The sequence below is a fragment of the Streptomyces sp. MH60 genome (assembly GCF_002939385.1).
Classification (GTDB): Bacteria; Actinomycetota; Actinomycetes; order Streptomycetales; family Streptomycetaceae; genus Streptomyces.
On record NZ_MULI01000001.1, the window covers coordinates 223,402 to 247,808 of the forward strand.

Here is a 24,407-nt window from a genome sequence, read left to right on the forward strand (position 1 = left end):
CCCGCGCCGTCACTCGCCCGTGTCCCGGGTGCCGAGGTCGCCGCCCTCGCGCTGGTGGCCGCGGCGGGCGTCGCGGTCGAAGATGCCCAGGATCTCGCAGGGTCCGCCCGCGGTGCCGATCGCGTGCGGCAGCATCGTGGGGAACTCGGCGGCCTGGTGGGTCTCCACGCGGAAACGGCGGTGCCCGAGCATGAGGACCGCGGTGCCGGACAGGACCACGAGCCATTCGCGGCCCGGGTGGGCGCGCATACGCGCCGGATTCTCGGGCGGCGGCTGGGTCATGCGCTGACGCACCACGGTCATGCCGGGATCGCCCTTCACCGGCCAGCGCATCAGACCGTGGGCGCTGTCGATCATCGGACTGGTGATGACGTCGTCGTCGGCGGTCTCCACGAGCTGGTCCAGCGTGGTGTCCAGGGCGCGGGCGAGGATGACCAGCTGGTCCAGGGCGAGGCGGCGCCGGCCGTTCTCGATACGGCTCAGCGAGGACTGGCTGAGGTTGGCGCGCCCGGCCAGCTCCTCCAGGGACCAGCCCTGTGCGACCCGCAGGGCGCGGATGCGTTTGCGCACGAGGCTGTCCAGATCTCCGTCTTCTTGCGTCATGAGCAATATCGTATGCCTTCAGCGCAAAGCGGGCTTAGCTTCGGACGCAGTCGAGCCGCCTCCCCGACACCCTCCACGCCCCGTCGGGCGGCGGCCTGCCCTGCGAAAGGAAGCCATGAGCACCAGCCCACCCGTACGGGCCTTCGAAGCCGGCGGCGGGAACACCCCCGACGCGCGTCAGCTCCGCACGATCCTGATCGCCGTGTCGGTCGCCCTGATGGCCGTCATCGCCTCGGTGTCCGGTCTGAACGTCGCGCAGACCCACATGGCCGTCGAGTTCGGCGCCTCCCAGAACACGGTCCTGTGGATCATCAACATCTACACGCTCGCCCTGGCCGCGCTGCTGCTCCCGCTCGGCGCCGTCGGCGACCGGCTGGGCCGCAGGCCCGTGCTCGTCGCTGGGCTGGGGGTCTTCGGTGGCGCGAGCGTCCTCGCGGGACTGGCCCCCTCGGCCGAGGTCATGCTCGCCGCCCGCGTGGCCGGCGGTGCCGGCGCCGCGATGATCATGCCCGTCACCCTCGCCGTCATCACCTCCACCTTCCCCGAGGAGCAGCGCGGCAAGGCGATCGGCGTGTGGACGGGGGTCGCCGGAGGCGGCGGCATCCTGGGCATGTTCCTCTCCGCCCTCCTCGTCGACGTCGCCGACTGGCGTCTGCTGTTCGTCCTCCCGGTGGTCCTGGTCGTGGTGGCCCTGGCCATGGTCCTGAGGTCGGTCCCCAACTCCCGCGAGACCCCGGCCCACCGGTTCGACACGGCCGGAGCGCTGATCTCCACCGTCGCCGTGACCGGCCTCATCTTCGTCCTCCAGGAAGGCCCCGAACGCGGCTGGAGCGCCCCGGTGACGCTGACCGGCCTCGCCGTCGGCATCCTCGCCGCCGTGGGCTTCGTCGCCTGGGAACTGCGCCGCCGCGACGCCTCACTGCTGGACGTGCGCCTGTTCCGCGAGCGCGGCCTGGCAGGCGGGTCGATTACGCTCCTGGTGGTCTTCGGCGTCCAGGCCGGCATCGCCGTGGTGCTCTTCCCGTACTTCCAGGCCGTGCTCGGCTGGTCCGGCCTGCTCTCCACGGTGGCGCTGATGCCCATGGCCGTCACGATGATGGCGGCCTCCGGCCTGGCCCCCGGGCTCGCCGCACGCGTCGGCTCCCGCGCGACCATGGCCGCGGGCATCGCCCTGGCCGGCGTCGGCCTCGCGCTCATGGCTCTCTTCGTCTCCGTGGACGACGGATACCTGACCGTCCTGCCCGGCATGCTGGCCATGGGCACCGGCATGGGTTTGTCGATGACCCCGTCCACGGAGGCCATCACCGGCTCGCTGCCCCGCGCGAAGCAGGGCGTCGCGTCCGCACTCAACGACGTCACCCGCGAGTTCGGCACCGCGCTCGGCGTCGCCCTGCTCGGGGCGTTGCTGGCCAGCGGCTACCGCGGTGCCATCGACGGACGGCTGGACGGCATTCCCCAGGGGCCGGCGGACGACGCCCGGGAGGGCGTGGCCAACGCCGTCGAGGCCGCGGGGGGCGCCGGCCCGCACGGCCCGGACCTGCTGCACGCCGCCCAGCAGTCCTTCGTCGACGGCTGGCAGCAGGCCATGTGGGCAGGCGTCGCCGTCATGGGCGTCCTGTTCGTCTACGTCGCGTTCCGCGGGCCGGGAAGAACGGCCCCCGTGGACACGGACGAACCGGAGGCCGCCGAGGCCCTCACCGCCCCGTGACGGAAGGCGGGCTCAGTCCTCGATCCAGCCGTGGCCCTCGCTGAACTTCAGCAGCGCGCCGCGGATGGTGAGGATCTGCTCCGCGGTCAGCTGCGGACTCGCGGTCAGCAGGAGTTCCGTCACGTCACGCCGGTACTCGTCGGAACTCAGCACATCGCACAGCGGCTGGCCGTTCTCGTCGGACATCACGGCCCTGGGCGCGGCCTCTTGGTGGCGACGCGCAGGCTTGTGCCGCTCCCCCTCGGGGAGCCGGATGCCCGAGGCCTTGAGCCCCCGCTCACCGCTCTCCACCTCGAACTCCACGACCAGACCGGCACGCACGTACTCCTCGGGGATGAGCAGATCGTTCACGTGCAGGAAGATGTCCTCGCCGCCGTCCTCCGGCGCGATGAACCCATAGCCCCGCGTACTGTCGAAACGCACCACACGACCCGCGACCACGTGCCCCCCACCTCTGAGAATCACACGGTTCCGGGGCCCTTCCCCGGAGCCGTGTGCATGCTATCCGGTGTGATCCGGCCAGGTTCCCGGTGCACGTGGCCGACGTACGGCGCGGTCGCCCCGCCCGGCATGTCGCGGCCCGTGCCGCCGGGGCGGTCGGCGAGGATTCCGTCCGGGGCCCCGACGAGGCGAGGAGAGGACCACGGAGGGCAATCGGTGCCGGGATCTCCCGCCGGGGTCGGGGCAGCACGCGGACGCGTGGACCGCGCGGCTGCTGACCTTCTCCGCGGGCGCCGTCAACGCCTGGGGTTTCCTCTCCCTCGGCGGCGTCTTCACCAGCGTGGTCACCGCCAACTCGGCGTTGACCGGGGTCGGTCTGGGCGGCGCGGACTTGAGGATCGGCGCGCTGGCCGCCGTCGCGGTGCTCTGCTACGTCCTCGGCGCGGCGGGGGCCGCCTGGGTGACCGGCCGCGCCCAACGGGGCGGCCGCCTGCACCCATCCGGCTTCCTGCTGCTCGAACTCCTCCTGCTGTGGGCCGTGGTGGGGTGGTGGCTCGCCGTGCACGGGGACCCGTCGGGCGCGGAGCGCACGGCGATGCTGGGCACGGTGGCGGCCGCGATGGGCTGCCAGAACGCCGGTGTGCGCGTCGCGATGGGCGCGCAGGTGCCGACCGCGTACCTGACGGGCCTGCTGACCGGAGCCGTCGCCGAGGCGGTGACGGCCCGGCGGATCCAGTGGCCCGCCCTGGTCACGACGGCGCTGCTGATCCTGGGCGCGGCCGCCGCCACGCTGCTGGAGCGTCTGCTGCCCGGCGCCACCCCGCTGCTCCCCGCGCTGCTGGTGACGGCGGCATGGCTGAACACGCACGCGCGGACGGGGACCCGGCCCAAGCCGTGACGCCCGGCGCCCCCGTGTCCGCACGAGCCGCAGCCGGTGGTCAGTCCAGGTGCCCCACCCGGAACGTGGTCGTGTACTCCCGCTCCTCACCGGGGGCGAGGAACGTCATGGACCCGTCCTCCCGGGCCGCGGCCTCGCCCTGAACAGGGTGCGTGGACGGTTCGAAACCGACCGCGTAGGCGCCCTCGCGCAGGTGCAGCCACTGGAAGAAGGACGGGAACTGGGCCGTGTCGAACTCCAACTCGAAGTAGACGCCGAGACGTTCGTTGACCAGGCGGGGCCGGGCCAGGCCCGCGGCGTCGGGCTCCAGCGCGTGCTCGTAGACCTGCTCGACGAAGCCCGGCAGCGGGGCGGGCATCACGCTGGGGGAAACGCCCTGCTCGGCGACGCTGTCGCTGCGCCACAGGGTGCGGTGCGGCGGCAACTCGTAGCGTGCGCCCTCCTCCAGGAAGGGCCAGCCGATGTTGACGTGGTACAGGTACATGTGCGGCGTCGGGTCGAAGCCGGCGTTGCGCACCCGGTCGGTCAGACGGATCTCGCGGCCGCCGAGATCGGCCTCGATGCGGCGGGTGAGCCGCAGGTGCTCGCCGAAGATCGCGGCCTGGCGGACCTCGCCCTGCGCCCACAGCACGCAGCGGCCGTCCTGCTCCCACCGCTCGCCGTACCCGGTGAGCCGGGCCGGAAGATTGGCGACCCGCCCGTGGAGGGCGTGCACGGCCGTGCGCCGCGGCGGATAGCGGTACTGCGAGGCGTCCACCTCGGCGCCGAAGAGCGTGTGGTCCAGGCCCGCGGTGAGCAGCAGCCCCGAGAAGCTGCGCATCATGGACAGGCCGTCGTCGTCGCGGTACTCGTGCAGTCCGGGGTGCCTGAAGCCGGTCGCCGAGCGCCAGCCGAAACCCCGGCCCTCGAACTCGGCCCCGCCGAGGTCCATCGCCCGGTCCACGAGCACGTCGAACGACAGTCCGGCGCCGGTTTGGAACTCCAGCGTGCGGATGCCGCGCTCGGAGCCGTCGTCCAGGACGACGGACCGCACCCCGCCCGCCGCGCTCAGGTCGCCCGCGTGCCGGGCGAGGGACTGCCGGTCGTGGGAACGTCCGTACAGCTTCACGCCATCACCCACCCTCCGTTGACCTCGACGCACTGGCCCGTGACGAACGAGGCGTCGGGGCCGGTGAGAAAGGACACCACCGAGGCCAGTTCCTCGGGCCGGCCGCGCCGCTTCAGGGACTGGTGGTCGAGCACGTGCCGCCGGTAGGCCGCGGGGTCCTCGTGGATGTCCTCGGCCGCGGTGGGAAAGGCGCCGGGGGAGACGCAGTTGACACGGATCTCGGCGGGACCCAGCTCCCGGGCGAGCGCGCGGGTCAGGGCGACGGCGGCACCCTTGGTCGAGATGTAGGCGGCCAGTGAGTCCCAGCCGCCGTGCAGGGTGATCGACGCGACGTTGACGATCGCCCCGCCGCCCGTGTCCGTCAGGTGCCGGGCGGCGGCCTGCGCGGCGACCCAGTAGGCACGCTGGTTGACCGCCACCACCTCCTCGTACTCGGCGAGCGGCACGTCGAGGAAGGAACGGCTCGGGTACACGGCCGCGTTGTTGACCAGCACCCGCAGCGGGCCCAGTTCGGTCACCGTCCGCTCGACGGACGCCTCGACCGCCTGGGCGTCGCGCAGGTCGGTGGTGAGCGCGAGGACCCGCGCACCGGCCTTCTCCACCAGCGCGGCGGTGCTCTCCAGGGACTCGGCGTCGCGGTCGAGTACGGCGACGTCGTGCCCGTCGGCGGCCAGCCGGACGGCGGTGGCCCGGCCGAGGGCGCCTCCGGCACCGGTCACGAGTGCGGCCCGGGGTTGCTTCATGGGGTTCCTCTCAGCGCTTGCGGAAGACGGGGGTGCGCTTCTCGGCGAACGCGCGGCGGCCCTCGGCGGCGTCCTCGGTGGCGAAGCAGATGGTCTGCAGGTCACGCTCGTAGGCGAGCGCCTGGTCCTCGGGCAGGTTTCCGGCGGCCCGCAGGTTGATCTTCGCGGTCTCGGCCGCCACGGGAGCGCGGGAGGCGATCACGGCGGCGAGGGCGCGGGCCCGGTCGAGCAGCCCGGCGCGGGGCACGACCTCGCTCACCAGGTGCCAGTCCAACGCCCTCGCGGCGTTGACGCGTTCGCCGGTGAGCAGCATCATCGCGGCGTTGCTCGGCCCGGCGGCGCGGCTGAGGAAGGCGGCCATGCCGCCGCCCCCGATCCAGCCCAGCGTGATCTCCGGTGCGCCGAAGGACGCGGTGTCCGCGGCGAGGCGGATGTCGCAGGACAGGGCGGTCTCCAGCCCGCCGCCCAGGGCGTAGCCGCCGACCGCGGCGACGGTGGGAGTGCGGGCGGCGCGGATGGCGTCGCAGTAGTCGACGCGGTTGCGGAAGTCCCACGGGGTGGCGTACCGGTCGAGCGCGCCGATGTCCGAGCCGACGCTGAAGGAGCGCTCGCCCGCCCCGGTGACGACCAGGGCCCGGACGTCGTCGGTCGTGTCGCACCACTCGATCGCCCGTACCAGGGCACGGGACATGTCGGGGGTGACGGCGTTGAGTTTGGCGGGCCGGTTGAGGGTGAGGGTGGCGACGCGGTCCGCGACGTCCAGCAGGACGTGGTCGGTGCCGAGGTCGGGCGGCGGGAGGGTGGTGTCGGTGTCGTTCATGTCTGTCGTTCCTCCGGTGTCCGGCTCGCCCGGTACAGGACGCGCATCCGGTCGAGTGCCGCACGGTGGTCGGTCTCTCCGGCGAGCGCGGCGCGTACGGTGGCCGACGCGGCGGTCTGGAAGCCGATGTAGCCGGCGTGCCGGGGACGGACCCAGGCCCGCTCGCAGGTGGCGGTGGTGCGTCGGTAGAAGTCGGCGGCGACGGTCCCGGGCGAGGTCCAGGCGGTGCGGGCGCTGGGCTGCCCGCTGTGCCGGGGCAGGAAGTCGCCCTGGGCCTCGGGGGACATCAGCCAGCGCAGGTGGGCGAGGAGTCCGGGGGACGGTGTGCAGCGGGCGCTGAGCGCGATTCCGGTGCCGCCCAGCGTGGAGCCGGGCCGTCCGCCCGGCGCCAGGGCGGGGGCGTCGGTGAAGGTCACGCGGTCGGCGTAGGTGACGTAGCCGTACACCAGCGGGCAGTGTGCCAGCCGGTCCGTGGCGGCCATGAGTTCCAGCAACCCGATCGGGTTGAGCGCGCGGGTTGCGGGCGGGGCGAGGGCGTCGAGGCCCGCCATCAGGTCGAGCACCGCGAGTCCCGTGTCGTCGCCGATCAGTTGGTCCGGGTCGGCGGCCGGTTCCTCGCCCAGGGCGACCGCGACGGAGGCGAAGGTGAGGAAGGCGTGCGGTCCGGCGAGGGACAGGGCCACGGGGGCCCGGCGGGCCAGGCGGCGTACCTCGTCCCAGGTGCCGGGCGGCTCGCCGGCGAGGTCGGTCCGGGTGGCCGCGACCTGGGTGGCGGCGTCCAGCGGGAGCGCCCACTGGCGGCCGTCCATGGCGTACGACCGCATGGTGGGACCGATGGAGCCGGCGCCCCAACGGGCCAGTTCCTCCGGGGTGAACAGGCCGTCGAGCGGCCGCAGGCACCCCGTGCGCACGGCCTCGCCGAGGTGCGGGTGGTCGAGGACGACGAGGTCGTAGCGGGCGCACAACTCCTCGACCGGGTGGGACTCGAAGCCCTCCAGCGGCTGTACGTCCCAGTGGACGAGGCCGCCCGCGGAGGCGGCGAGGGCGTCGTGGCCGCGGGGATGGTCCCACGTCAGTCCGGCGTACGCCGGTCCGGTCGGCGTCATGAGGTCGTCTCCGTCACGGCACCGGCGGCGAACAGTTCCTCGATCTCCCGTTCCGCGAGGCCCGCCTCGGTCAGCACCTCGCGGGTGTGCTCCCCGACGAGCGGAGCGCCGCGGTCGATGCGGGGCGGGGTGGCGGAGAACCTGTAGGGGAAGCCGGGCACCGTCACACGGCCCTCGGTGTGATGGTCGTAGGTGACGAAGGTGCCGTTGTGGCGGATCTGGGGGTCCTGGACCAGGTCGGCGTAGCCGTAGACGGGGCCCGCCCAGATGCCGGCGGCGGCGAAGGCGTCGAGCCAGTGCCGCGAGGTCCGGGTCAGCAGCCGGGCGGCGGTGCGGGCGAAGATCTCGTCCCGGTGGGTCCAGCCGTGCTCCTCGTCCTCCATGGACAGGAAGCCGTCCTCGCCGAGGATCTCGCCGAGCTTCTTCAACGGCGGGAAGGCGAGGACGAGATAGCCGTCGGAGGTCTGGAAGGCACCGTACGGGGAGCGGATGTACACGTGGGCGTGCGGTTCGGCGGAGCGGGTCTGGGGCAGCCCGCCCACGGTGTGGACCGACAGCTCCTGCATCTGGAGGGTGGTGACGGCGTCCAGCATGTTCACCGTCACGAGCTGGCCCTCACCGGTGCGTTCGCGGTGCAGCAGCGCGGCGAGCACGCCCTCGAAGGCGGTGGAGGCGGTGACGGCGTCCACGAGGTACTGGCCGGCCGCCCGCGGGGCCTCGCCCGACCGGCCGCTGGACAGCATGGCCCCCGACATCGCCTGGAGCAGCAGGTCCTGACCCGGGCGCTGGGCATAGGGGCCGTCCTCGCCGTACCCGGAGATGGACACGTAGACGAGGGAGGGGTTGATCGCGGCCAGGGAGGCGTAGTCGACGCCGAGGCGGTCGGCGACGCCGGGCCGGTAGTTCTGCAGGAAGACGTCGGCGCCGGCGACGAGGCGGCGCAGGACCTCCTTGCCCGCCGGGTCCTTGAGGTCGACGGCGAGGGACCGCTTGTTGCGGTTGAGGGAGAGGAAGGAGACGTTGATCCGGTTGCCGGCCGCCCCGCCGGCCGCGGCGTGGCGCTGCCACTCCCCGGTGACCGGTTCGACCTTGACGACGTCGGCGCCGAGGTCGCCGAGGCGCTGGGCGGCGAACGGGCCGGCCATGGCGATGGAACAGTCGAGGACCCGGTACCCGGCGAGGACACCGGGTTTGTCGCGCGAGGTCATGGGGCTCCTTGGAGGCGGCGGCACCGGCACGGACGGCGGGCGTCGGACGGGGCGGGAGGGACCGGACGGGAGCGCGGGCCAGCGGGCGGCAGCACCGCGTCCGGGGAGGCGCGATCATCATCCAGACACTGTTGTTAGCGCTAGCGATAGCGCTAACATGCACGCTAGGCGGGCGCCGCTCGCAGTGTCAACGCCCCTGTCCCGACCGCTTCGCATCCTTCGGGAGGGGGTCGGGGCAACCACGAAGGGAATCCGATGAACCAGTGGCCCGACGCCGCGACCACCCTGCCCGCCGACGGCACCGGGGGCGCGCTCGTCGGCCGGGTCTGGCGTCCCGGTCTCGGGCCGTCCGTCGTGGCCGTGCGCGAGGACGGCCTGCACGACATCACCGGGGCCTTCCCGACCGTGCGCGACCTGTGCGAGACACCGGACCCCGCCGCACGCCTGCGGGCCGCCCGCGGGGAACGGATCGCCGGGCTCGACGAGGTGCTGGCCAACACGCCCGTCGACGCCCGCGACCCGCGACGGCCCTGGCTGCTCGCGCCGGTCGACCTCCAGGCCGTCAAGGCCGCCGGGGTCACCTTCGTCGTCTCGATGCTGGAGCGGGTGATCGAGGAACGCGTGCGCGGCGACGCCGCCGGTGCCGCCGAGGCCCGGGAGCGGATCCGCCACCTGGTCGGCGACGACATCGCCTCCCTGCGGCCCGGTTCCCAGGAGGCCGCCGCGCTCAAGGAGATCCTGGTCGCGCAGGGAGCGTGGAGCCAGTACCTGGAGGTCGGCATCGGCCCCGACGCCGAGATCTTCACCAAGGCGCCCGTGCTGGCCGCCGTGGGCAGCGGCGCCGACGCCGGGGTGCACGCCGCCTCGCGCTGGAACAACCCCGAGCCGGAGGTGGTGCTGGCCGTCTCCTCCACCGGGGCGGTGGTCGGCGCCACACTCGGCAACGACGTCAACCTCCGTGACGTCGAGGGCCGTTCCGCGCTGCTGCTGCCCCAGGCCAAGGACAACAACGCCTCGGCCGCCCTCGGACCGTTCCTGCGCCTGTTCGAACCGGGCTTCCGCGTCGACGACGTACGGCGGGCCACGGTCACCCTGACCGTCGAGGGCGCCGACGGGTACCGGCTCGACGCCGAGTCCTCGATGGCCGCCATCAGCCGCGACCCCCTGGACCTCGTCGCCCAGTTGCTGGGCCCGCACCACCAGTACCCCGACGGCGCGGTGCTCTACCTCGGCACGATGTTCGCGCCCGTCGAGGACCGCGACGCGCCGGGACAGGGGTTCACGCATCACGACGGCGACCTCGTCGCCATCGCCACGCCGAAGCTCGGCACGCTGGCGAACCGGGTCCGGCCGAGCGACGCGTGCGCGCCGTGGACGTTCGGCATCGCGGACCTGATGCGGGCGCTGGTGGCACGGGGAGCGCTGTGACGCCCGATATCGTTTCCGGCGTGACCCAGCCGCCGCCCCGCCGTCCCCGCAAACGATCCGCGACCCGTTCGGTGACCCTGTCGGACGTCGCGGCGGCCGCCGGGGTGTCGGCCCAGACGGTCTCCCGGGTCGTCCGCGACCCCCTGTCGGTGCCGGACGAGACCCGCGCCCGGGTCCAGGCGGCCCTCACGGCCACCGGTTACGTGCCCAACCTGGCCGCCAGCAACCTGGCGTCGAACCGCAGCCGCACGGTCGCCGCCCTGGTGCCGCAGATCAACGCGTCGGTCTTCGCGGACACCGTGCACGCCTTCGCGGCGGCGCTGGCGGCCCACGGTTACCAGATCTTCGTCGGGAGCACCGACTACCGGCCCGAGCACGAGGAGGAGGTGCTGCGCAGCTTCCTGGGCCGACGGCCGGACGGCCTGCTCATGGTGGGGACCCGCCACACGCCGGGCACGCTGACGCTGCTCGGGGCGGCCGACGTGCCGGTCGTGGAGACCTGGGGCTGGTCCGAGGACCCGGTGGACCTGCTGGTCGGCTTCTCCAACGCGGCGGCGGCAGCGGCGATGGTGGGCCACCTCGTCGAGCGCGGCCGGCGGCGGATCACCTTCGCGGGACGGCACACCTCGGGCGACCCCCGGGCCGCGGAACGCCTCGACGGCTACACCGGCGCCGTCCGCGACCTGCTGGGCGGTGAACCGCGCACGGTGGACGCCGGTCCCGAGCCGGTCGCGATGGACACCGGCGTCGCCCTGCTGGACCTGGCGCTGGAGCGCTACCCGGACTCCGACGCCGTGATGTTCTCCAGCGACGTCTTCGCGGCCGGCGCCCTCCAGGCCTGCGTGCGGCGCGGCATCCAGGTGCCGGGCACGCTCGCCCTGGCCGGCTTCGGCGACTTCGAACTGGCCCGGCACCTGGTTCCCGCGCTGACCACGGTGGCCGTACCCAGCGCGCGGATCGGGGAGTTGAGCGCCGAGCTGCTGCTCACCCGGATGCGCGGCGCCCCGGTCGACGTGCCGCACCGGGACGTGGGGTACCGGGTCGTCGCACGCGAGAGCACCTGACGAGGCCGGCGTGCCGGGCCGACCGCGGCGAGGGCCCCCGGGATTCCGGGGGCCCTCGTTCGTCACGCGCGCGCCGCCCACACCAGGCCGCGGCCGACGATCGCCGCCGTCTGCGGGACCCGCAGGTCCGCGACGCGGTGCCCGAGGGTGCAGACGAAGACCCGCCCCGCTCCCCAGCGGCGCGTCCACACCACGGGGAACTCGACGGGTTCGTGCCACGGGTCCGCCGCGCCCGGGGTGAGCACGGACGTGGCCAGGACGGTGTTCAGGGAGTCCGTGAGCACCCAGTAGTGCTCGGTCTCCACGGCGTAGTCCGTGACGCCCTCGGTGATCTCGCCGTCCCGGTCCGGTGCGGCGGCGATCCGCACGGTGAACTGCTGGAAGCCGTCCGGGTGCCACAGGAAGCGGCCCCCGACCATCCGCAGGTAGCGCGGGTTGGCGACGTTCGTGGCGACCACGCCCCCGTGCCAGCCGGCGAAGCCGGTGCCCGCCTCCACCGCGTCGACCAGGTTCGCCTCCTGGGCCGCCGTCAGCCCGCCCGCCGACCAGGAGTGCACGACGAGGTCGGTGGCGGCGAGCAGTCCCGGGTCCTCGTACACCGTCAGGTCGTCGGCGACCTCGATCTCGAACCCCGCGCGCTCCAGGCTGGGCATGACCGACTCGGTGCAGCCGACCGGGTCGTGGCCCTCCCAGCCGCCGCGGACCACCAGGGCCTTGCGCGTCCTCATGTCCTGCTCCCTCCTCGTCGCTTCCTCATAGGGCCCTCGCAGCGTCTCCGGTGCGTCCTCGCCCCGTTCTCACCGCGCCTGCGGTACGAGTCTGAGGCCGGCGTCGGCAGGACGGACGTGCGGCCCGGACGGGAGGGACCACCCGCCCGACGCGGCCCGCGCGACGATCCGCTCCTCGTCGACCTCGACACCCAGGCCCGGAGCGTCGCCGAGGACGATCCCGCCGTCGGCGATCTCCTGGTCCACCCGCAGTCCGACCGGGAAGGACAGGTCCTGCACCTCGGTCACCAGGTGGTTGGGCACGGCGGCCGCCGCGTGCGCGACCGGGTTGCCGTTGTACCCGACGGGACTCACGGGCAGGCCGTGCCCGAAGGCGAGCGTCGAGACGCGCAGGAAGTGGGTGATGCCCCACACGGCACCGGTCTGCACGACGCCCACCGCGTCCGCGGACAGCAGCGGCCGGAAGTGTTCGAGGCCCGTCAGGTTCTCGCCGGTCGCGACGGCGGCACGGATGCCGGTCGCGACCGCGCGGTGCCCCGCCACGTCCCAGCGCCGGACCGGTTCCTCGATCCAGGTGAGCTCGACGCGCTCCTCCGCCTGCCGGGCCAGCCGCACCGCCTGGTGCCGCCCCCAGGACTCGTTGACGTCGTACATGAGCGCGGGGCGCTCGCTGTTGACCCGGAACACGTCACGGACCGCGATCAGGCGCCGCACGTCCCGGTCGACGTCGAGGCCGCCCTTGACCTTGGCGCCCGTGAACCCGCGCAGCGCCCACCGCTCGTGGAACGCGACGAGTTCGTCGTCGGTGAGCGCGTAGTCCAGACCGGAGGCGTAGCCCGGCACGAAGCGGTCGGCGGCGCCCAGCGTCCGCCACAGCGGTTCCTGGGCGATCTTCGCCTTGAGGTCCCACAGCGCCATGTCGAGGGCACCGATCGTGGCGAACACCTGCCCGCCGTGCCCGGACTTGAAGACGTGGGCGAGCATCCTGTCGTAGAGCGAGGTGACCGCACGGGGGTCCTGCCCCTCCAGGGCGGGGAAGACCCGCGCGACGTCGGCGTGGCCGCCGAGGCCCACACCGGTCAGGCCCTCGTCGGTCTCCAGCAGCAGGACCGGTACCTCGGTGACGCCGCCGGCGACGACGCCGTTCACGTCGCCCACCGGTCGTCCCCACTCGTGGACCGTGGCAAGGGACCGGTATCCGGTGATGCGCATCGCTCTCCCACGACTGAGTCATAACTTGTGATACGAGTGATGACCTTAGCATGTTCGGCTAACCTGGGGTCATTGGACAGCGGGGGCCGGGCGAACCTGCACGAACATTGGGAGTCTCTGACCAGATGATCAAGCCATCCGCGGACACCACCGCCGTGTCCCGACCTCAACGGCGTCGGCCACCGCTCGCTGCGGCCGTCGTCCAGAGCCTCGCCACGGCCATCGTGCTCGGTGAGTACCCGCCGGGCACGGCGCTGCCGTCGGCGGGTGAGCTCTGCGAGGAGTACGAGGTGAGCCGGACCGTGATCCGGGAGGCGACGACGACGCTCGCCGAGAAGGGGCTGGTGGCGACCCGTCAGGGCTGGGGGACCGTCGTCCTGGGCCAGGACCAGTGGAGCCTGCTCGACCCGCTGGTCCTCGACGCGCTGTTCCAGCGCGAGGACCGCCTGGTCTATCTGGACAACCTGATCGAGATCAGGACGACCCTGGAGTGCGCGATGGCCGCCCGTGCCGCAGGGCGCATGGACGAGGAGCAGTCGGCGGCGCTCTCCGCCAAGCTCGACGAACTCGCGGGCCTGATCGACGATCCCGAGGCCTACTCGCGCGCGGACATCGAGTTCCACGAGATCATCCACCGCGCCTCCCGGGACGCGTTCGGACGGGCCATCGTCTCCAGCATCCAGGGCAAGGCCGTGCGCTCCCCGCAGTACAGCGGGGACCCCAGCCGCGAGGACATCGAACTCACCCACGAGGCGCACGCCCGGGTCGCCGCCGCGGTGCTCGCCGGGGACGGCGACACGGCCGCCGAGGCGATGCGCGAGCACATCACGTCGTCGTGGGCCCGCCGCCGGCCGGCCGACGTGCCGGACGCGTAGGACGACACGACGAGGCGGCCGAGGGACCCGTCCGGTGACGGGTCCCTCGGCCGCCTCGTCGTGTTCAGCCGGTCACGGCCGTCCGATCCCCTCCGCGCCGACGTGCCGGTTCCACTCCGCGACCCACGCGGCCCCGTACGCCTCGGCCACCGAGCCGGAACCCGAGAACTTCAGCGTGTCGAGGTCCAGGCCCGTCTCCGCCACCGAAGCGGCCGCCACGGCCCGGGTGTTGACCTTGTCGCTCCAGCGCGACAGCTTGTACTCCGCCGTCGGCTCCGTGAACGTCGCGGTCGTCTCCACGAACCCCGAGCCGCCGCCGACCACCACCGCGTGGTCGATCTCCACACCGGACGGCACATAGAGCGAGTCCGCGTCGTCCCACACGGTGGCCCGGCTGCAGCCGCTCGTGCCCGCCGTCGCGTAGTCCGCCGCGGTGCAGTCCTCGCCCGTGGCGGTCACCCTCGGCACGTACCACCGCTCGACCTGCGGGTAGGCGATCGGCTTGCCGTCGGAGTACGCCGACCGCCCGCCGGTGTAGTGCTCGCGCCAGGCCGCCACCGTCTCGGGCGTCGCGCTGTACTTCTCGCCCTCGCGGACGTCGAGGAAGGAGTTGAACCTGCTCTGCAGCACCCAGCTGTTGTCCAGCGGCAGCCGTGTCTCGCCCTTCTTGTGGTAGATGCCGCCGTGGCCCACGTGCTTCACCCCGATGAACACGTTGTCGTTCGCGGTGTTGCTGTGCCCGGAGTTGAAATTGACGCCGGAGTTCGAGCCGTTCACCACGTTGTGGTGGAAGCGCACCCCCGAGGCGCCGTCGTCCATGTAGAGCGCGTCGTTGGAACCGCCGATCTTCTCGAAGTGGTTGTACGCGACCTCGTTGCCGAGGTACGTGAAGTCCCGGCCCGCGTAGACCGCGCCCATGTCCCCGGCGTTCTTCACCACGTCGTAGAAGTGGTTGTGGTTGACCCGCATGTCGTTGCCCATGATCTGCACGGCCATGTGCGGTGCGTCGTGGACGTAGTTGTACTCGAAGGAGTTGCCGACGCCGTACAGGTAGCCGGCCGGGGTGTAGGTGGCCAGCTTCGAGAAGCGCGTGATCTCGTTGTGGCGCGCGACGTTGTTCCCCCGTTCCAGCGTGGCCCGGTCGCCGCCGCCGAGGAGGACCCCGCCGCCGCCCAGGTCGTGGAGGTAGGAGTTCCGCACGACGTTGTCGTGGCCGCCCCGCAGGGCCCGGTAGTCGGGCATGGCGGTGATGGTGTCGGTGGTCCGGCCGATGCGGACGGCGTCCATGCTCACGTTGGAGATGTCGACCGCGTCGACGAGTGTGCCGACGGCGTCGAGCAGCTGCACGCCGCTGACCAGCGACCCGGTCATGGTCAGGCCGCGCAGGGTCACGCCCCGGGTCCCGTCGAGCAGGAAGAAGTTCTTGTCGAAGGTCTGGAGCGTGGTGTCCTTGCCCTCGATCGTCCCGCCCTCGGGCCGGTAGTAGAGGACGTCGTTGTCGTCGTAGCGGTCGATGTAGTACTCACCGGCCGTGTCCATCTCCGACAGCACGTTGAGGACCTTGACCTTGGTCCACGCGTCCTGCGGAATGTACATCGACGGGTACTTGGTGTAGATCCGGTCGTCGCTCCAGGACAGGATCCGCACCATGTCGTTGGCGTAGTTGTTGCCGAAGTAGCCCGAGAGCCATCCCTCCGTCTCGGCCTTCGTGTTGTCGATGTCCTCGATCCACCGCGGGTCGAGCTGCACCGGGACGTCGCCGTACTGCTCGAAGCCACGGGTGCCGAGGTCGTCCACCGTCGGCACCGCCTCGGGCGCCCAGCCCTGGTAGCGGTCGTCGGCCGCCGCCCGGCCGCCCACCGTGAAGATCTGCGGTGTCATGCGCCGCATCTCCTCCGGCGACCAGGTGTCGCGCTGCTCCGGGCCGGCGAGCTGCTGCTTCTTGTCCTCGAACTGGGCGCGCGGGGTCGTGCCCGAGGAGTTCCAGTCGTCCTGGAGGCCGAAGCGGGCGTCGAGGTCCACGTTCACCAGGTCGCGGGGGCCCTCGGCATCCCACTTGTCGCCCGTGCCCCACAGATGACAGCCGGTCTCCGTCGTGGCGCAGGAGTTCCCGTTGGGGTACTCGGCCAGGACCTGGGTGTCGCCGCCGACGACGAGTTCGGGGGCGAAGGGGTCCTGCACCCAGTTGAAACCGTTCTTGTACAGCGTGCCCGGGTCGATGCCCCGGGCGCCGAGGTCATAGACCCACACGCCTTCGCGCAGCTCGGGCGTGTCCAGGCGGGTGTGGGAGGAGTACTGCGGCTGGGCGAGGGTCTCCTCGGAGAGGTCGGTCAGCTTGTTCCACCCCTCGGCGGGCAGTTCGTGCGATCCGGTGATCGTCACCTTCTCGTTCCGGTACGGGGCGTAGGTGACCCAGGAGTTCGCGGCACCCTTCAGCTCGACGGTGTCGTCGAGGACGTAGGTGCCGCCCCGGATCAGCACCGTGCCGCGCTCCTTGGCCGACGTGTGGCCGGCCAGCGCGTCCCGGGCGGCGGCGATGGTCCGGAACGGGTCCTTGCGGCCACCGCTGTTGGCGTCGTCCCCGTCGGTGGCGGAGACGTAGACCGTCAGCGCGCCGGGAGCGGCCGGGGTGCCGGTCGCGGCGGCGGTCCCGGCGGCCGGTCCGACGGCGCCCGCCGTCAGCGCCAGGGCGACCGCGGCCAACAGCATCCGGGCCGGTCGGTGCCGTGTTCTCAGCATGGAGGTGCCCTTTCGTCGGTTCTCGGGTGACTGACGTGGCGTGCGGTTCGGGGGAGGGCTGGTCAGCCGCCCTCGGGGCGCAGCCGCAGCCCCTGCATGCCGCCGTCCACGGCGAGGGCGGTGCCGGTGACGGACGCCGCCGCCGGGGACGCCAGGTAGACGACGGCCGCGGCGACCTCCTCGGCGCTCACCAGACGGCCGGTCGGCTGGCGGGCGTTGAGCGCGGTGCGCTCGGCGGCCGGGTCGTCCGCGCTCGACAGCAGGCGGTCTATCCACGGGGTGTCCGCCGTACCGGGGTTGACGCAGTTCACGCGGATGCCCTCACGGATGTGGTCGGCGGCCATGGCGAGGGTCAGGGACTGCACGGCGCCCTTGCTGGCGCTGTACAGCGCCCGCTGGGGCAGCCCCGCGGTCGCCGCGACCGAGCAGGTGTTGACCACCGCGGCGTGCCGGGAGGCGCGCAGGTGGGGCAGGGCGGCCCGGGTGGTCCGCACGATGCCGAGGACGTTGACGTCCAGCACGTGCCGCCACTCCGTGTCGTCGTTGTCCGCGACCGTCCCCTGGGCGCCGATGCCCGCGTTGTTCACCAGGATGTCCAGGCCGCCCAGCCGGTCCACCGCCCGCGCGACACCGGCCCGCACCGCGGCGTCGTCGGTGACGTCGCACCGGACGGGGGACAGGGCTTCGCGGTCGGCGGCCGGCAGGGTGCCGGGGTCGCGGTCGAGGACGGCGACCCGGGCGCCGCGGCGGGCCAGGAGCAGGGCGGTGGCGAGCCCGATCCCCGACGCGCCGCCCGTGACGACGGCCGCGAGACCGTCGAGTTCGGGCGCCGGGGGAGAGGGGGTGTGCGGCATGGCGGTGTTCCTTCGCATGGGGTGGTGGTCAGTCCAGGTGGAACAGTTCCTCGCCGGTCACCCACCGCTCCCCGGGCTGCGCCGAGTCCAGGGGCCGCTGGCAGGGGTCGGTGAGGGTCCACCAGTGCTGGGTCTGCGGGTCGGCGGCGATGGCGGCCATGTCGGCGTCGTAGTCGTCGCCGGTGTACTCGTAGTAGGCGAAGAGCGTGTCCTCGCGCAGGAAGATGGAGTAGTTGGTGACATGGGCGCGCGAGAGCGCGTCCCGTACCGGCCGCGGGACGGCGCGGTGCAACTCCCGGTATCTCTCGGCGTGTTCGGGGCGCAGCCGGATCACGGACGCGACCCGGCGCGGGGTGCGGGATGCGGGCATGGCTGGTCACTCCTTCGGGAGCCGGTCACTTCGCGGTGCGGTGGGCCCGGCGCGGAGCGGGGCGGGACTAGCCCTTGACCGCCCCCGCCGCGAGGCCGCTCATGATGTGCCGCTGCATCACGATGAAGATCACCAGGATCGGGATCACCGCGAGCAGCAGGGTCGGGAACACCTTGGTGTAGTCCGTGGAGTACTGGCCGACCGCCGCGTACACACCCGTGGTGACGGTGTAGACGCCGCTGCCCGGGCCCAGGATCATCTGCGGACTGGCGAAGTCGTTCCAGACGCTGAGCGAGTTGAGGATGAAGACCGTGGCGACGATCGGCCGCATCAACGGCAGGATGATCCGCCACAGCGTGTAGTACCGGCCGGCCCCGTCGATGGCCGCGGCCTCGTCCAGTGACCTGGGCAGCACCCGGATGTAGCCGAAGAAGACGAACAGGGTGAACGGGATGGTGGTCGCCGTCATGAAGAGGATGAGCCCCGGCAGCGTCCCCATCAGACCGACCGCGCGCAGCACGAAGATGACCGGCACCAGGATCACCTGGGTGGGGATGAACATGCCCGCGATGAAGAAGAACAGCAGCAGCCGCGCGACCGGCCGCGGAGTGCGGGCCAGCACGTACGCCGCCGGCGCGCACACCGCCATGGCGAGGGCGTTCACGCAGAGCACCAGCGCGATGGTGACGCCGTAGCCCTTCAGGATGCTGAAGTCGGGATTGTTCCAGGCGTCGGCGAGGTACTGGAAGGTCGCCGAGCCGAAGGCGGGTGAGAACGGGTTGGCCAGGATCTCCTGCTGGCTCTTGAAGGCGTTGACCACCAGGAGGTACATCGGCACGAGCATGCCGAGGGACACCAGGGAGATGAACGCGACCCGGACGGTGGCGGCCGAGGTGAGTGTTTTCTTCATCCGATGGACTCCGCGTCGTCCTCGGCACGCCTGCGCAGGACGAGGACTGTGATGGCCAGGACCGCGGCGGCGACGATCAGCAGCACGGCCTGGGCCGAGGCGACGCCGATGTCCCGCTGCGGGAAGGAGACCGCGAGGATCGAGTAGGCGAGGGTCTTGGTGGACCCCGCCGGGCCGCCCCCGGTCAGCGACACGACCACGTCGTACGTCTTCAGCAGTGAGATGCCCGAGGTGATGACGGCGACCGTCACGGTGGACGCGAGCGAGGGCCAGGTGACGGCACGGAAGGTCTGCCACCTGTTCGCGCCGTCGATCCGTGCCGCCTCCAGCAGGTCCGCCGGCACCGCCTGCAGGCCCGCCAGGTAGAGGATCAGCTGGACGCCGAAGAGCGACCAGACGATGACGAGGATCATCGACCACAGGGCCCAGTCGGGGTCGCTGAGGAAGGGCAGGCTGTCGGTGCCGACCTTCTCCAGCATCGTGTTGACCACGCCCTGCGGACCGAGGATGGCCTGCCACAGGAAACCCACGACCAGCGCGCTGAGCACGTGCGGGTAGAACATGACGACCCGGCCGAAGGTGTTGAACCGGTTGGTGCGCTGCAGCAGCAGCGCGAGCCCCAGCGCGGCCAGGTTGACCGCGACCGCCCCCACCACGGCCACCACGGCGGTGACCACCATGGTGCCGGTCATGTCGTCGGACTCGAATATGGACGTGTAGTTGTCCAGGCCGACGAACTCGGGGACGCGGTGGGGGAATCCGTTGTACTCGGTGAAGCTGTAGTAGATCGCGTAGATCACCGGTACGACCAGCAGCGCGGCGTAGATGAGCACCGCGGGGGCGAGCATGCTGACACGGGCGCCCAGGTCGCGCCACGCTCGCGGCTTCGAGACAGATGTCCGTTCCATGGGTCAGCGGTTCTCGTCGACCCACTGGTCGATGTTCTCGGCCGCGTCGGCGGGACTCGCTCCGGTGTACAGGCTCTGGGCGACCTCGGTGAACTTCGGGTTGAACCCGGTGACGGGCAGCCGGACGTTGCCCTGGCCCTCGCCGACCGCGACCAGTGCGGGGGCGGCGTCGAGGATGCCCTGGATCTGCGCGTCGACCTCCGACTGCTTCGACTCGGAGCCCTTGCGGAACACCCCGTCCGAGCCCAGCTGCGCCTCGATGGCCTTGGCGTCGGTGACCAGGTACTCCACCAGCCGCTTGGCCCCGTCCTCGTCGCCGATGCCCTTGCGGATCATGTACGGGTTGGCCATGGTGGCGCCCTGCGGGCCCGGGTACTCCTTGCCGTCCGCGGCCGGCGGGGAGAACACACCCACCTCGAAGGGCAGGTCCCCGGCCTTGTTCAGGGTGGCCGCGAACCAGCTGCCGTTGGTGTAGAGGCCGACCTTGCCCGCGGTGAAGTTGCCGTCCGCCTGGGACGGGCTGAGCCCGACGTCGCTCTTCTTGATGTACCCGGCCTTGATCCAGTCGGCGTACATCTGGAAGGCGGGCCGGTAGGCGTCCCCGACCTTGAGCTTCCCGTCGGACACCTCGGTCTGCCACTTCGGGTGCGACTGGTTCAGCGTCGGGTGGTAGATCTGCTGGAGCTGGAGGCCGGTCTGGAAGTCACCGGCCGTCTGCATCGGCGTGTAACCGGCCTTCTTCAGGTCGCCGAGGTCCTTGGTCAGCTCGTCCCAGGTGGTGGGCGGCTCGCTGATCCCGGCCTTCTCGAAGGCGGTCTTGTTGTAGTAGACCAGCGACTGCGTCTGGGTGCCGACGCCGACCGCATAGTGCGCCTCGCCCATGGCGTACTCGTCGAACATCGGTGTGTCCTTGGCCCAGGCCTCGCCGCCGAGGTCGATCAGCTCGGGCGCCGTGTCGTCGTCCGGGAAGACCGACTGGATGACGTCGGGCGCGGTGTCGGCCGCGAGTTGCTGCGGGAAGGACTCGGCGACGGACTTGCCGGTCGGGCCCTCTATCTTCACCTTCAGACCGGTCTCGTCCTCGAACGGCTTGACCAGCTTCTCCCAGTAGGCCTGGTCGAGGTTGTCCGTCAGGTTCACCATCATCCGGATCTCGCCGTCCTCGCCCTCCGCCGAGCCGGAGCCCGACGAACAGGCCGCGACGAGGAGCAGCGGAACCACGGCGGCGAGCGCGGCACCGCGTGCCTTGCTCCCTCTTCTGGTTGACGTCATGGTCATCTCTCTTTTCCTCGGTGGGGAAAGCCGGCGGTGTCGTTCGGTGGTCACAGCCGCCCCCGGTAGGGCAGGGGCCCGACGGCCGTGATGTCGGTGGGGGCCTCGCCGCGGTCGACGCGGTAGATGCCGTCGTCGGCGACGAAGAACTCGGGGACGTCCGGGTACCGCAGCTCCTCGGGCAGCGGCTCGCGGTCCGTCCAGGCGAAGAACTCCCGGGCGAAGACGGCCCGGTCCTTGCGGCCGTACAGATGCAGGTCACCCGCGGTCAGGGGGCTGCGCACGGCCCAGTGGACGCCGGACTCGGCCCAGTACGCCCGATCGCCGACCAGCACCGACTGCCGGGCGCGCGGCGCGGTCACCCGGTCCCAGAAGTCCTCGTCGGGGCCGTACCGGGCCATCAGGAACAGCAGGTCGTGCGCGTGCCAGGCGGTGCTGGGCGCGATGTCCGCCTCGTTGTGCCAGCCGCTCGCGGACGTGAAGTACCCGGCCGGGGTCTGGTGGCGGGCGTAGGTGGCGAGGCATGCCTCGGTGAAGGCCTCGAGCTCGGCGTCCGGACCCTCGGCCAGCACCTCGTGGATGCCGTACAGGGTCAGTCCCATGCCCGCGATCAGCATCGGTGTGTCCGTCTTCAGGGCGCGCTCGTCCCGCACGTACCAGTAGCGGTGGTAGCGGGTGGCGCCGCTCTCGTCGGTCCAGGCGGAGCGGGCCACGTGCAGGCACAACCGCCGCGCCTCGGCGAGCAGTTCCGGATCGCCCTGGGCGCGGTACCCCAGCACCAGCGGCACGATCATGAGCCCGTAGTACTCGGCGGGCTCCAGGATGCCGCCCTCGGCGCGGTCGCGCACGGTGCGGAACGTCCCGGCGCTCTCCGCGTCGGGCACTCCCCGGTGGTGGAAGAGCCGGACCAGTGCGGCCAGGTCCTCGGGGATCTCGTCGGCGTAGGTCTTGTCGTCGCTCAGCTCCGTGTAGAGCTGCTTGACCCAGACCCGGGCGTACTCCTGGTTGCAGGTGCCGTCCTCGCCGGGGCGTCCGCCGCCGTAGACCTCGCAGGCGTCCAGGTTGCGCCGTACGGCGGCCAGTACGGCGGCGACCTCGTCGGGGGGCAGCAGGTGACCGGCGTGGCGCACGGCGAGCAGCATGCCGAGGCTGCCGACGGCGTTGTGGATGAGGCCGGTGGTCGCCGACTCGCCGACCTGGAAGCCGATGTGCGCGTACTGCCCGTCGGGCTGGACCTCGGCGCACTGGTACCGCAGTAGCCGCCGCAGCAGGGCGACACCGCGCTCGTCGGGGCGTGCGGCCAGGGCCTGCGCGAAGGCGCCGACGGCCGGACCCGCGAACGTGGTGTGTCCGCTGGTGAAGTCCAGGAAGGTGGCCGGGTTGGTGCCCCACACGCTGTGGTTGTGGAAGCCGTTGACCGCCCCTTCGTCCGTCACCCAGCTGTGCAGCCAGCCGGCCAGCGCGGCCGTGTCCGGCGTCGTGGTCTGGTGTTCCATGGCGTTGGCGTTCCTTCCGGAGCGGATCACCCGGCCGCGTCGCGCGCGGCGTTCAGCAGGGCGGGGTCGAGGCGGTAGAAGCGGGCGGCGGTGACGCCGAGCACGGCGGCGCGGTCGTCGGGAGGCAGCGGGGCCAGGAGTGCGCACACGGACTCCCAGGTGCGCGCGTAGCCCCCGGCCAGCAGGGAGACCGGCCAGTCCCCGCCGTACATCAGCCGCTCGGGGCCGAACAGCTCCAGCGCGTCCTCGACGAACGGCCGCACCTGGTCGGTGGACCACGCGCCGAGGGGGCCCGAGGCCGAATAGAGCCCGGAGACCTTGGCGTGGACGCCCGGGTGCTTCGCGGCTGCGGCGATCAGGCGGCGCCACTCGGCCCGGTCCTCGCGGCCGCCGCCGACGGGCGGCTTGCCGAGGTGGTCGACGACCAGGCGCAGGGTGGGGTGGCGGACCGCCAGCTCGGGCAGGTGGCGCAGCGCGGCGGGCGACGTGGTCGAGTAGTCGAAGGGGAGACCGGCCTCGGCGAGCAGCGCGAGACCCGCGCCGGCGTCGGGGCCCGTGATCCACTGCGGGTCGGACCGCTCGTGGAGCAGGGTGCGTACGCCCACCACGTGCGGGTCGCGACGGAGCGCTCTCAGGCGGGCCGCCACCCGGTCCGGATCGTCCAGCGGGACCCAGGCCACGACACCGACGACCTCCGGGTTCGCGGCGGCGATCGCCAGCATGTGCTCGGTGTCCGCGTCGTTGTCGGCGGCCTGGACCAGGACGGCCGCGGTGACCTCGGCCGTGCGCAGCGCCGGACGGGCCTCGTGGAACCGCATGGCCCGGTCGACGGGCGCCATCGCGGGCCCCAGCCAGTTGTAGGCGGCCGCCCCCGGGTCCCACACGTGCAGATGGGCGTCGACGACGGTCATGACGGCTCCCTCGTCGCGGGCGGGGCGTCGGGAGCGTCCCGGACCAGGCCCAGGTCCGCCAGCTCCGCCCAGAGCGCGTCCGGTACACGGGCCGCGAGCCGCTCCGCGTTCGTACGGGACTGCCGCGCGTCGCGGGCGCCGAGCACCACCGACACGACGGCCGGGTGCCGCAGCGGGTAGGCGATCGCGGCCTCGGGCAGCGTGACGCCGTGGCGCTCGCAGACGTCCGCGAGGGCGTCGGCCCGGGCGATCAGCGCACGGGGTGCGGGTGAGTAGTCGTAGGTGGCGTCGGCCGGCGGACGGTCGGCCGCGAGCAGGCCGGAGTTGTAGACGGCGGCGGCGACCACGCCGACCCCGCGCTCCCGGGCGAGCGGCAGCAGTCCGTCCCCCGCGGACTGGTCGAGCAGGGTGTGACGCCCGGCCACCATGACCAGGTCGACATCCGAGCGGCGGACGAACTCGGTCAGCATCGCGGCCTGGTTCATGCCCACGCCCACCGCCTTCACCACCCCCTGGTCGCGCAGCTCGACGAGGGTGTCGACGCCGGTGGTGGAGGCCTGCTGCCAGTGGTCGTCGGGATCGTGCAGGTAGACGATGTCGACGTGGTCGAGGCCGAGCCGGGTCAGGCTGCCCTCCAGGGAGCGCAGGATGCCGTCCCGGGAGAAGTCCCAGTCGCGCCGGAAGGCGGCGGGCACCGCGAAGCCGCCGTCGTCCTGCCGGTGCGCGGTCTCCGGGCTCGGCACCAGCAGCCGGCCCACTTTGGTGGACACGGTGTACTCGGTGCGCGGGCGCCGGGCGAGGGCGGCGCCGAGGCGGCGTTCCGACAGCCCGAGCCCGTAGTGCGGGGCGGTGTCGAAGTAGCGCACGCCGCTGTCCCAGGCCGCGTCGACGGCGCCCTGGGCGTCCGCGTCGCTGATCTCCCTGGCCAGATTGCCCAACTGGGCGGCTCCCAGACCGAGTTCGGTCAGCTCCGGGCCGCGTGCGGGGGTACGGGATCGCATCCGC

General features: G+C 72.3%; 23 protein-coding genes. 5 read left to right on the forward strand and 18 right to left on the reverse strand.

Annotated elements, in window-relative coordinates:
* Nucleotides 1-9: 9 nt before the first annotated feature.
* Complete coding sequence (locus BZZ08_RS01030; protein ID WP_198601206.1) at nucleotides 10-603, reverse strand: helix-turn-helix domain-containing protein; 594 nt, start codon at nucleotides 601-603, stop codon at nucleotides 10-12.
* A 115-nt stretch (nucleotides 604-718) separates the two neighbouring features.
* On the opposite strand from BZZ08_RS01030, the gene BZZ08_RS01035 reads away from it, so the two are divergent.
* Complete coding sequence (locus BZZ08_RS01035) at nucleotides 719-2,311, forward strand: MFS transporter (protein ID WP_104630187.1); 1,593 nt, start codon at nucleotides 719-721, stop codon at nucleotides 2,309-2,311.
* Nucleotides 2,312-2,323: 12 nt separating this feature from the next.
* On the opposite strand, the gene BZZ08_RS01040 is transcribed toward BZZ08_RS01035, so the two are convergent.
* A complete protein-coding gene (locus BZZ08_RS01040; protein ID WP_104630188.1) occupies nucleotides 2,324-2,752 on the reverse strand; it encodes a cold-shock protein in 429 nt (142 codons plus the stop codon).
* Nucleotides 2,753-3,023: 271 nt separating this feature from the next.
* On the opposite strand from BZZ08_RS01040, the gene BZZ08_RS01045 reads away from it, so the two are divergent.
* Nucleotides 3,024-3,650, forward strand: coding sequence for a YoaK family protein (locus tag BZZ08_RS01045; protein ID WP_198601225.1), 627 nt, complete (start codon nucleotides 3,024-3,026; stop codon nucleotides 3,648-3,650).
* 40 nt (nucleotides 3,651-3,690) lie between these two features.
* On the opposite strand, the gene BZZ08_RS01050 is transcribed toward BZZ08_RS01045, so the two are convergent.
* From BZZ08_RS01050 to BZZ08_RS01070, 5 genes are read right to left on the reverse strand one after another with little or no spacing between them, the layout of a single operon-like run.
* Nucleotides 3,691-4,758 (reverse strand): aldose 1-epimerase family protein, encoded by a 1,068-nt coding sequence (locus tag BZZ08_RS01050; protein ID WP_104630190.1) that lies wholly within the window; start codon nucleotides 4,756-4,758, stop codon nucleotides 3,691-3,693.
* Complete coding sequence (locus BZZ08_RS01055) at nucleotides 4,755-5,501, reverse strand: SDR family NAD(P)-dependent oxidoreductase (protein WP_104630191.1); 747 nt, start codon at nucleotides 5,499-5,501, stop codon at nucleotides 4,755-4,757. Before BZZ08_RS01055 ends, BZZ08_RS01050 begins: the two co-directional genes overlap by 4 nt.
* Nucleotides 5,502-5,511: 10 nt before the next feature.
* Nucleotides 5,512-6,321 (reverse strand): enoyl-CoA hydratase/isomerase family protein, encoded by an 810-nt coding sequence (locus tag BZZ08_RS01060; protein WP_104630192.1) that lies wholly within the window; start codon nucleotides 6,319-6,321, stop codon nucleotides 5,512-5,514.
* Nucleotides 6,318-7,427, reverse strand: coding sequence for an extracellular solute-binding protein (locus BZZ08_RS01065; protein WP_104630193.1), 1,110 nt, complete (start codon nucleotides 7,425-7,427; stop codon nucleotides 6,318-6,320). Before BZZ08_RS01065 ends, BZZ08_RS01060 begins: the two co-directional genes overlap by 4 nt.
* The gene (locus BZZ08_RS01070) at nucleotides 7,424-8,635 is read right to left on the reverse strand and encodes a CaiB/BaiF CoA transferase family protein (RefSeq protein ID WP_104630194.1); all 1,212 of its coding nucleotides are present in this window, start codon (nucleotides 8,633-8,635) and stop codon (nucleotides 7,424-7,426) included. Before BZZ08_RS01070 ends, BZZ08_RS01065 begins: the two co-directional genes overlap by 4 nt.
* A gap of 255 nt (nucleotides 8,636-8,890) precedes the next feature.
* Between BZZ08_RS01070 and BZZ08_RS01075 the strand changes: the two genes are divergently transcribed.
* Both BZZ08_RS01075 and BZZ08_RS01080 read left to right on the forward strand, forming a co-directional pair.
* Nucleotides 8,891-10,063: a fumarylacetoacetate hydrolase family protein gene (locus tag BZZ08_RS01075; protein ID WP_104630195.1), complete on the forward strand. Its 1,173-nt coding sequence runs from the start codon at nucleotides 8,891-8,893 to the stop codon at nucleotides 10,061-10,063.
* 20 nt (nucleotides 10,064-10,083) lie between these two features.
* Nucleotides 10,084-11,127, forward strand: coding sequence for a LacI family DNA-binding transcriptional regulator (locus BZZ08_RS01080; RefSeq protein ID WP_241965302.1), 1,044 nt, complete (start codon nucleotides 10,084-10,086; stop codon nucleotides 11,125-11,127).
* A 62-nt stretch (nucleotides 11,128-11,189) separates the two neighbouring features.
* On the opposite strand, the gene BZZ08_RS01085 is transcribed toward BZZ08_RS01080, so the two are convergent.
* Both BZZ08_RS01085 and BZZ08_RS01090 read right to left on the reverse strand, forming a co-directional pair.
* A complete protein-coding gene (locus BZZ08_RS01085) occupies nucleotides 11,190-11,855 on the reverse strand; it encodes a ThuA domain-containing protein (RefSeq protein ID WP_104630197.1) in 666 nt (221 codons plus the stop codon).
* A 69-nt stretch (nucleotides 11,856-11,924) separates the two neighbouring features.
* The gene (locus BZZ08_RS01090; protein WP_104630198.1) at nucleotides 11,925-13,067 is read right to left on the reverse strand and encodes a mandelate racemase/muconate lactonizing enzyme family protein; all 1,143 of its coding nucleotides are present in this window, start codon (nucleotides 13,065-13,067) and stop codon (nucleotides 11,925-11,927) included.
* Between the two features lie 125 nt (nucleotides 13,068-13,192).
* Here BZZ08_RS01090 and BZZ08_RS01095 point away from each other — a divergent pair, with 125 nt between their 5' ends.
* Nucleotides 13,193-13,942 carry a FadR/GntR family transcriptional regulator gene (locus BZZ08_RS01095; RefSeq protein ID WP_198601208.1) on the forward strand — a complete coding sequence of 250 codons (750 nt, stop codon included), beginning with the start codon at nucleotides 13,193-13,195 and terminating at the stop codon, nucleotides 13,940-13,942.
* Nucleotides 13,943-14,014: 72 nt separating this feature from the next.
* On the opposite strand, the gene BZZ08_RS01100 is transcribed toward BZZ08_RS01095, so the two are convergent.
* The 9 genes from BZZ08_RS01100 to BZZ08_RS01140 form a co-directional block, all read right to left on the reverse strand.
* Nucleotides 14,015-16,681, reverse strand: a complete 2,667-nt coding sequence (locus BZZ08_RS01100) for a right-handed parallel beta-helix repeat-containing protein (RefSeq protein WP_133169132.1) — start codon at nucleotides 16,679-16,681, stop codon at nucleotides 14,015-14,017.
* A gap of 62 nt (nucleotides 16,682-16,743) precedes the next feature.
* Nucleotides 16,744-17,535 (reverse strand): SDR family NAD(P)-dependent oxidoreductase, encoded by a 792-nt coding sequence (locus BZZ08_RS01105; protein WP_104630200.1) that lies wholly within the window; start codon nucleotides 17,533-17,535, stop codon nucleotides 16,744-16,746.
* Between the two features lie 28 nt (nucleotides 17,536-17,563).
* On the reverse strand, nucleotides 17,564-17,905 hold the full coding sequence (locus BZZ08_RS01110; protein ID WP_104630201.1) for an L-rhamnose mutarotase: 342 nt from the start codon (nucleotides 17,903-17,905) through the stop codon (nucleotides 17,564-17,566).
* A gap of 67 nt (nucleotides 17,906-17,972) precedes the next feature.
* A complete protein-coding gene (locus BZZ08_RS01115; protein WP_104630202.1) occupies nucleotides 17,973-18,815 on the reverse strand; it encodes a carbohydrate ABC transporter permease in 843 nt (280 codons plus the stop codon).
* Nucleotides 18,812-19,723, reverse strand: coding sequence for a carbohydrate ABC transporter permease (locus BZZ08_RS01120; protein WP_104630203.1), 912 nt, complete (start codon nucleotides 19,721-19,723; stop codon nucleotides 18,812-18,814). The genes BZZ08_RS01115 and BZZ08_RS01120 overlap by 4 nt, the downstream gene beginning before the upstream one ends.
* Nucleotides 19,724-19,726: 3 nt before the next feature.
* Nucleotides 19,727-21,001, reverse strand: a complete 1,275-nt coding sequence (locus tag BZZ08_RS01125) for an ABC transporter substrate-binding protein (protein ID WP_241965303.1) — start codon at nucleotides 20,999-21,001, stop codon at nucleotides 19,727-19,729.
* A 44-nt stretch (nucleotides 21,002-21,045) separates the two neighbouring features.
* Entirely contained in the window at nucleotides 21,046-22,491 is a 1,446-nt protein-coding gene (locus BZZ08_RS01130) for a hypothetical protein (RefSeq protein WP_241965304.1), read from the reverse strand.
* A gap of 26 nt (nucleotides 22,492-22,517) precedes the next feature.
* Nucleotides 22,518-23,402, reverse strand: coding sequence for an amidohydrolase family protein (locus tag BZZ08_RS01135; protein WP_104630205.1), 885 nt, complete (start codon nucleotides 23,400-23,402; stop codon nucleotides 22,518-22,520).
* Nucleotides 23,399-24,403: an aldo/keto reductase gene (locus BZZ08_RS01140; protein ID WP_104630206.1), complete on the reverse strand. Its 1,005-nt coding sequence runs from the start codon at nucleotides 24,401-24,403 to the stop codon at nucleotides 23,399-23,401. The genes BZZ08_RS01135 and BZZ08_RS01140 overlap by 4 nt, the downstream gene beginning before the upstream one ends.
* Nucleotides 24,404-24,407 lie beyond the last annotated feature (4 nt).

Coding starts and splice junctions, on each gene's coding strand:
- BZZ08_RS01030 (WP_198601206.1), bottom strand. CDS start 603: ATGACGCAAGAAGACGGAGATCTGGACAGCCTCGTGCGCAAACGCATC.
- BZZ08_RS01035 (WP_104630187.1), top strand. CDS start 719: ATGAGCACCAGCCCACCCGTACGGGCCTTCGAAGCCGGCGGCGGGAAC.
- BZZ08_RS01055 (WP_104630191.1), bottom strand. CDS start 5,501: ATGAAGCAACCCCGGGCCGCACTCGTGACCGGTGCCGGAGGCGCCCTC.
- BZZ08_RS01060 (WP_104630192.1), bottom strand. CDS start 6,321: ATGAACGACACCGACACCACCCTCCCGCCGCCCGACCTCGGCACCGAC.
- BZZ08_RS01065 (WP_104630193.1), bottom strand. CDS start 7,427: ATGACGCCGACCGGACCGGCGTACGCCGGACTGACGTGGGACCATCCC.
- BZZ08_RS01070 (WP_104630194.1), bottom strand. CDS start 8,635: ATGACCTCGCGCGACAAACCCGGTGTCCTCGCCGGGTACCGGGTCCTC.
- BZZ08_RS01075 (WP_104630195.1), top strand. CDS start 8,891: ATGAACCAGTGGCCCGACGCCGCGACCACCCTGCCCGCCGACGGCACC.
- BZZ08_RS01085 (WP_104630197.1), bottom strand. CDS start 11,855: ATGAGGACGCGCAAGGCCCTGGTGGTCCGCGGCGGCTGGGAGGGCCAC.
- BZZ08_RS01090 (WP_104630198.1), bottom strand. CDS start 13,067: ATGCGCATCACCGGATACCGGTCCCTTGCCACGGTCCACGAGTGGGGA.
- BZZ08_RS01095 (WP_198601208.1), top strand. CDS start 13,193: ATGATCAAGCCATCCGCGGACACCACCGCCGTGTCCCGACCTCAACGG.
- BZZ08_RS01100 (WP_133169132.1), bottom strand. CDS start 16,681: ATGCTGAGAACACGGCACCGACCGGCCCGGATGCTGTTGGCCGCGGTC.
- BZZ08_RS01105 (WP_104630200.1), bottom strand. CDS start 17,535: ATGCCGCACACCCCCTCTCCCCCGGCGCCCGAACTCGACGGTCTCGCG.
- BZZ08_RS01110 (WP_104630201.1), bottom strand. CDS start 17,905: ATGCCCGCATCCCGCACCCCGCGCCGGGTCGCGTCCGTGATCCGGCTG.
- BZZ08_RS01115 (WP_104630202.1), bottom strand. CDS start 18,815: ATGAAGAAAACACTCACCTCGGCCGCCACCGTCCGGGTCGCGTTCATC.
- BZZ08_RS01120 (WP_104630203.1), bottom strand. CDS start 19,723: ATGGAACGGACATCTGTCTCGAAGCCGCGAGCGTGGCGCGACCTGGGC.
- BZZ08_RS01125 (WP_241965303.1), bottom strand. CDS start 21,001: ATGACCATGACGTCAACCAGAAGAGGGAGCAAGGCACGCGGTGCCGCG.
- BZZ08_RS01130 (WP_241965304.1), bottom strand. CDS start 22,491: ATGGAACACCAGACCACGACGCCGGACACGGCCGCGCTGGCCGGCTGG.
- BZZ08_RS01135 (WP_104630205.1), bottom strand. CDS start 23,402: ATGACCGTCGTCGACGCCCATCTGCACGTGTGGGACCCGGGGGCGGCC.
- BZZ08_RS01140 (WP_104630206.1), bottom strand. CDS start 24,403: ATGCGATCCCGTACCCCCGCACGCGGCCCGGAGCTGACCGAACTCGGT.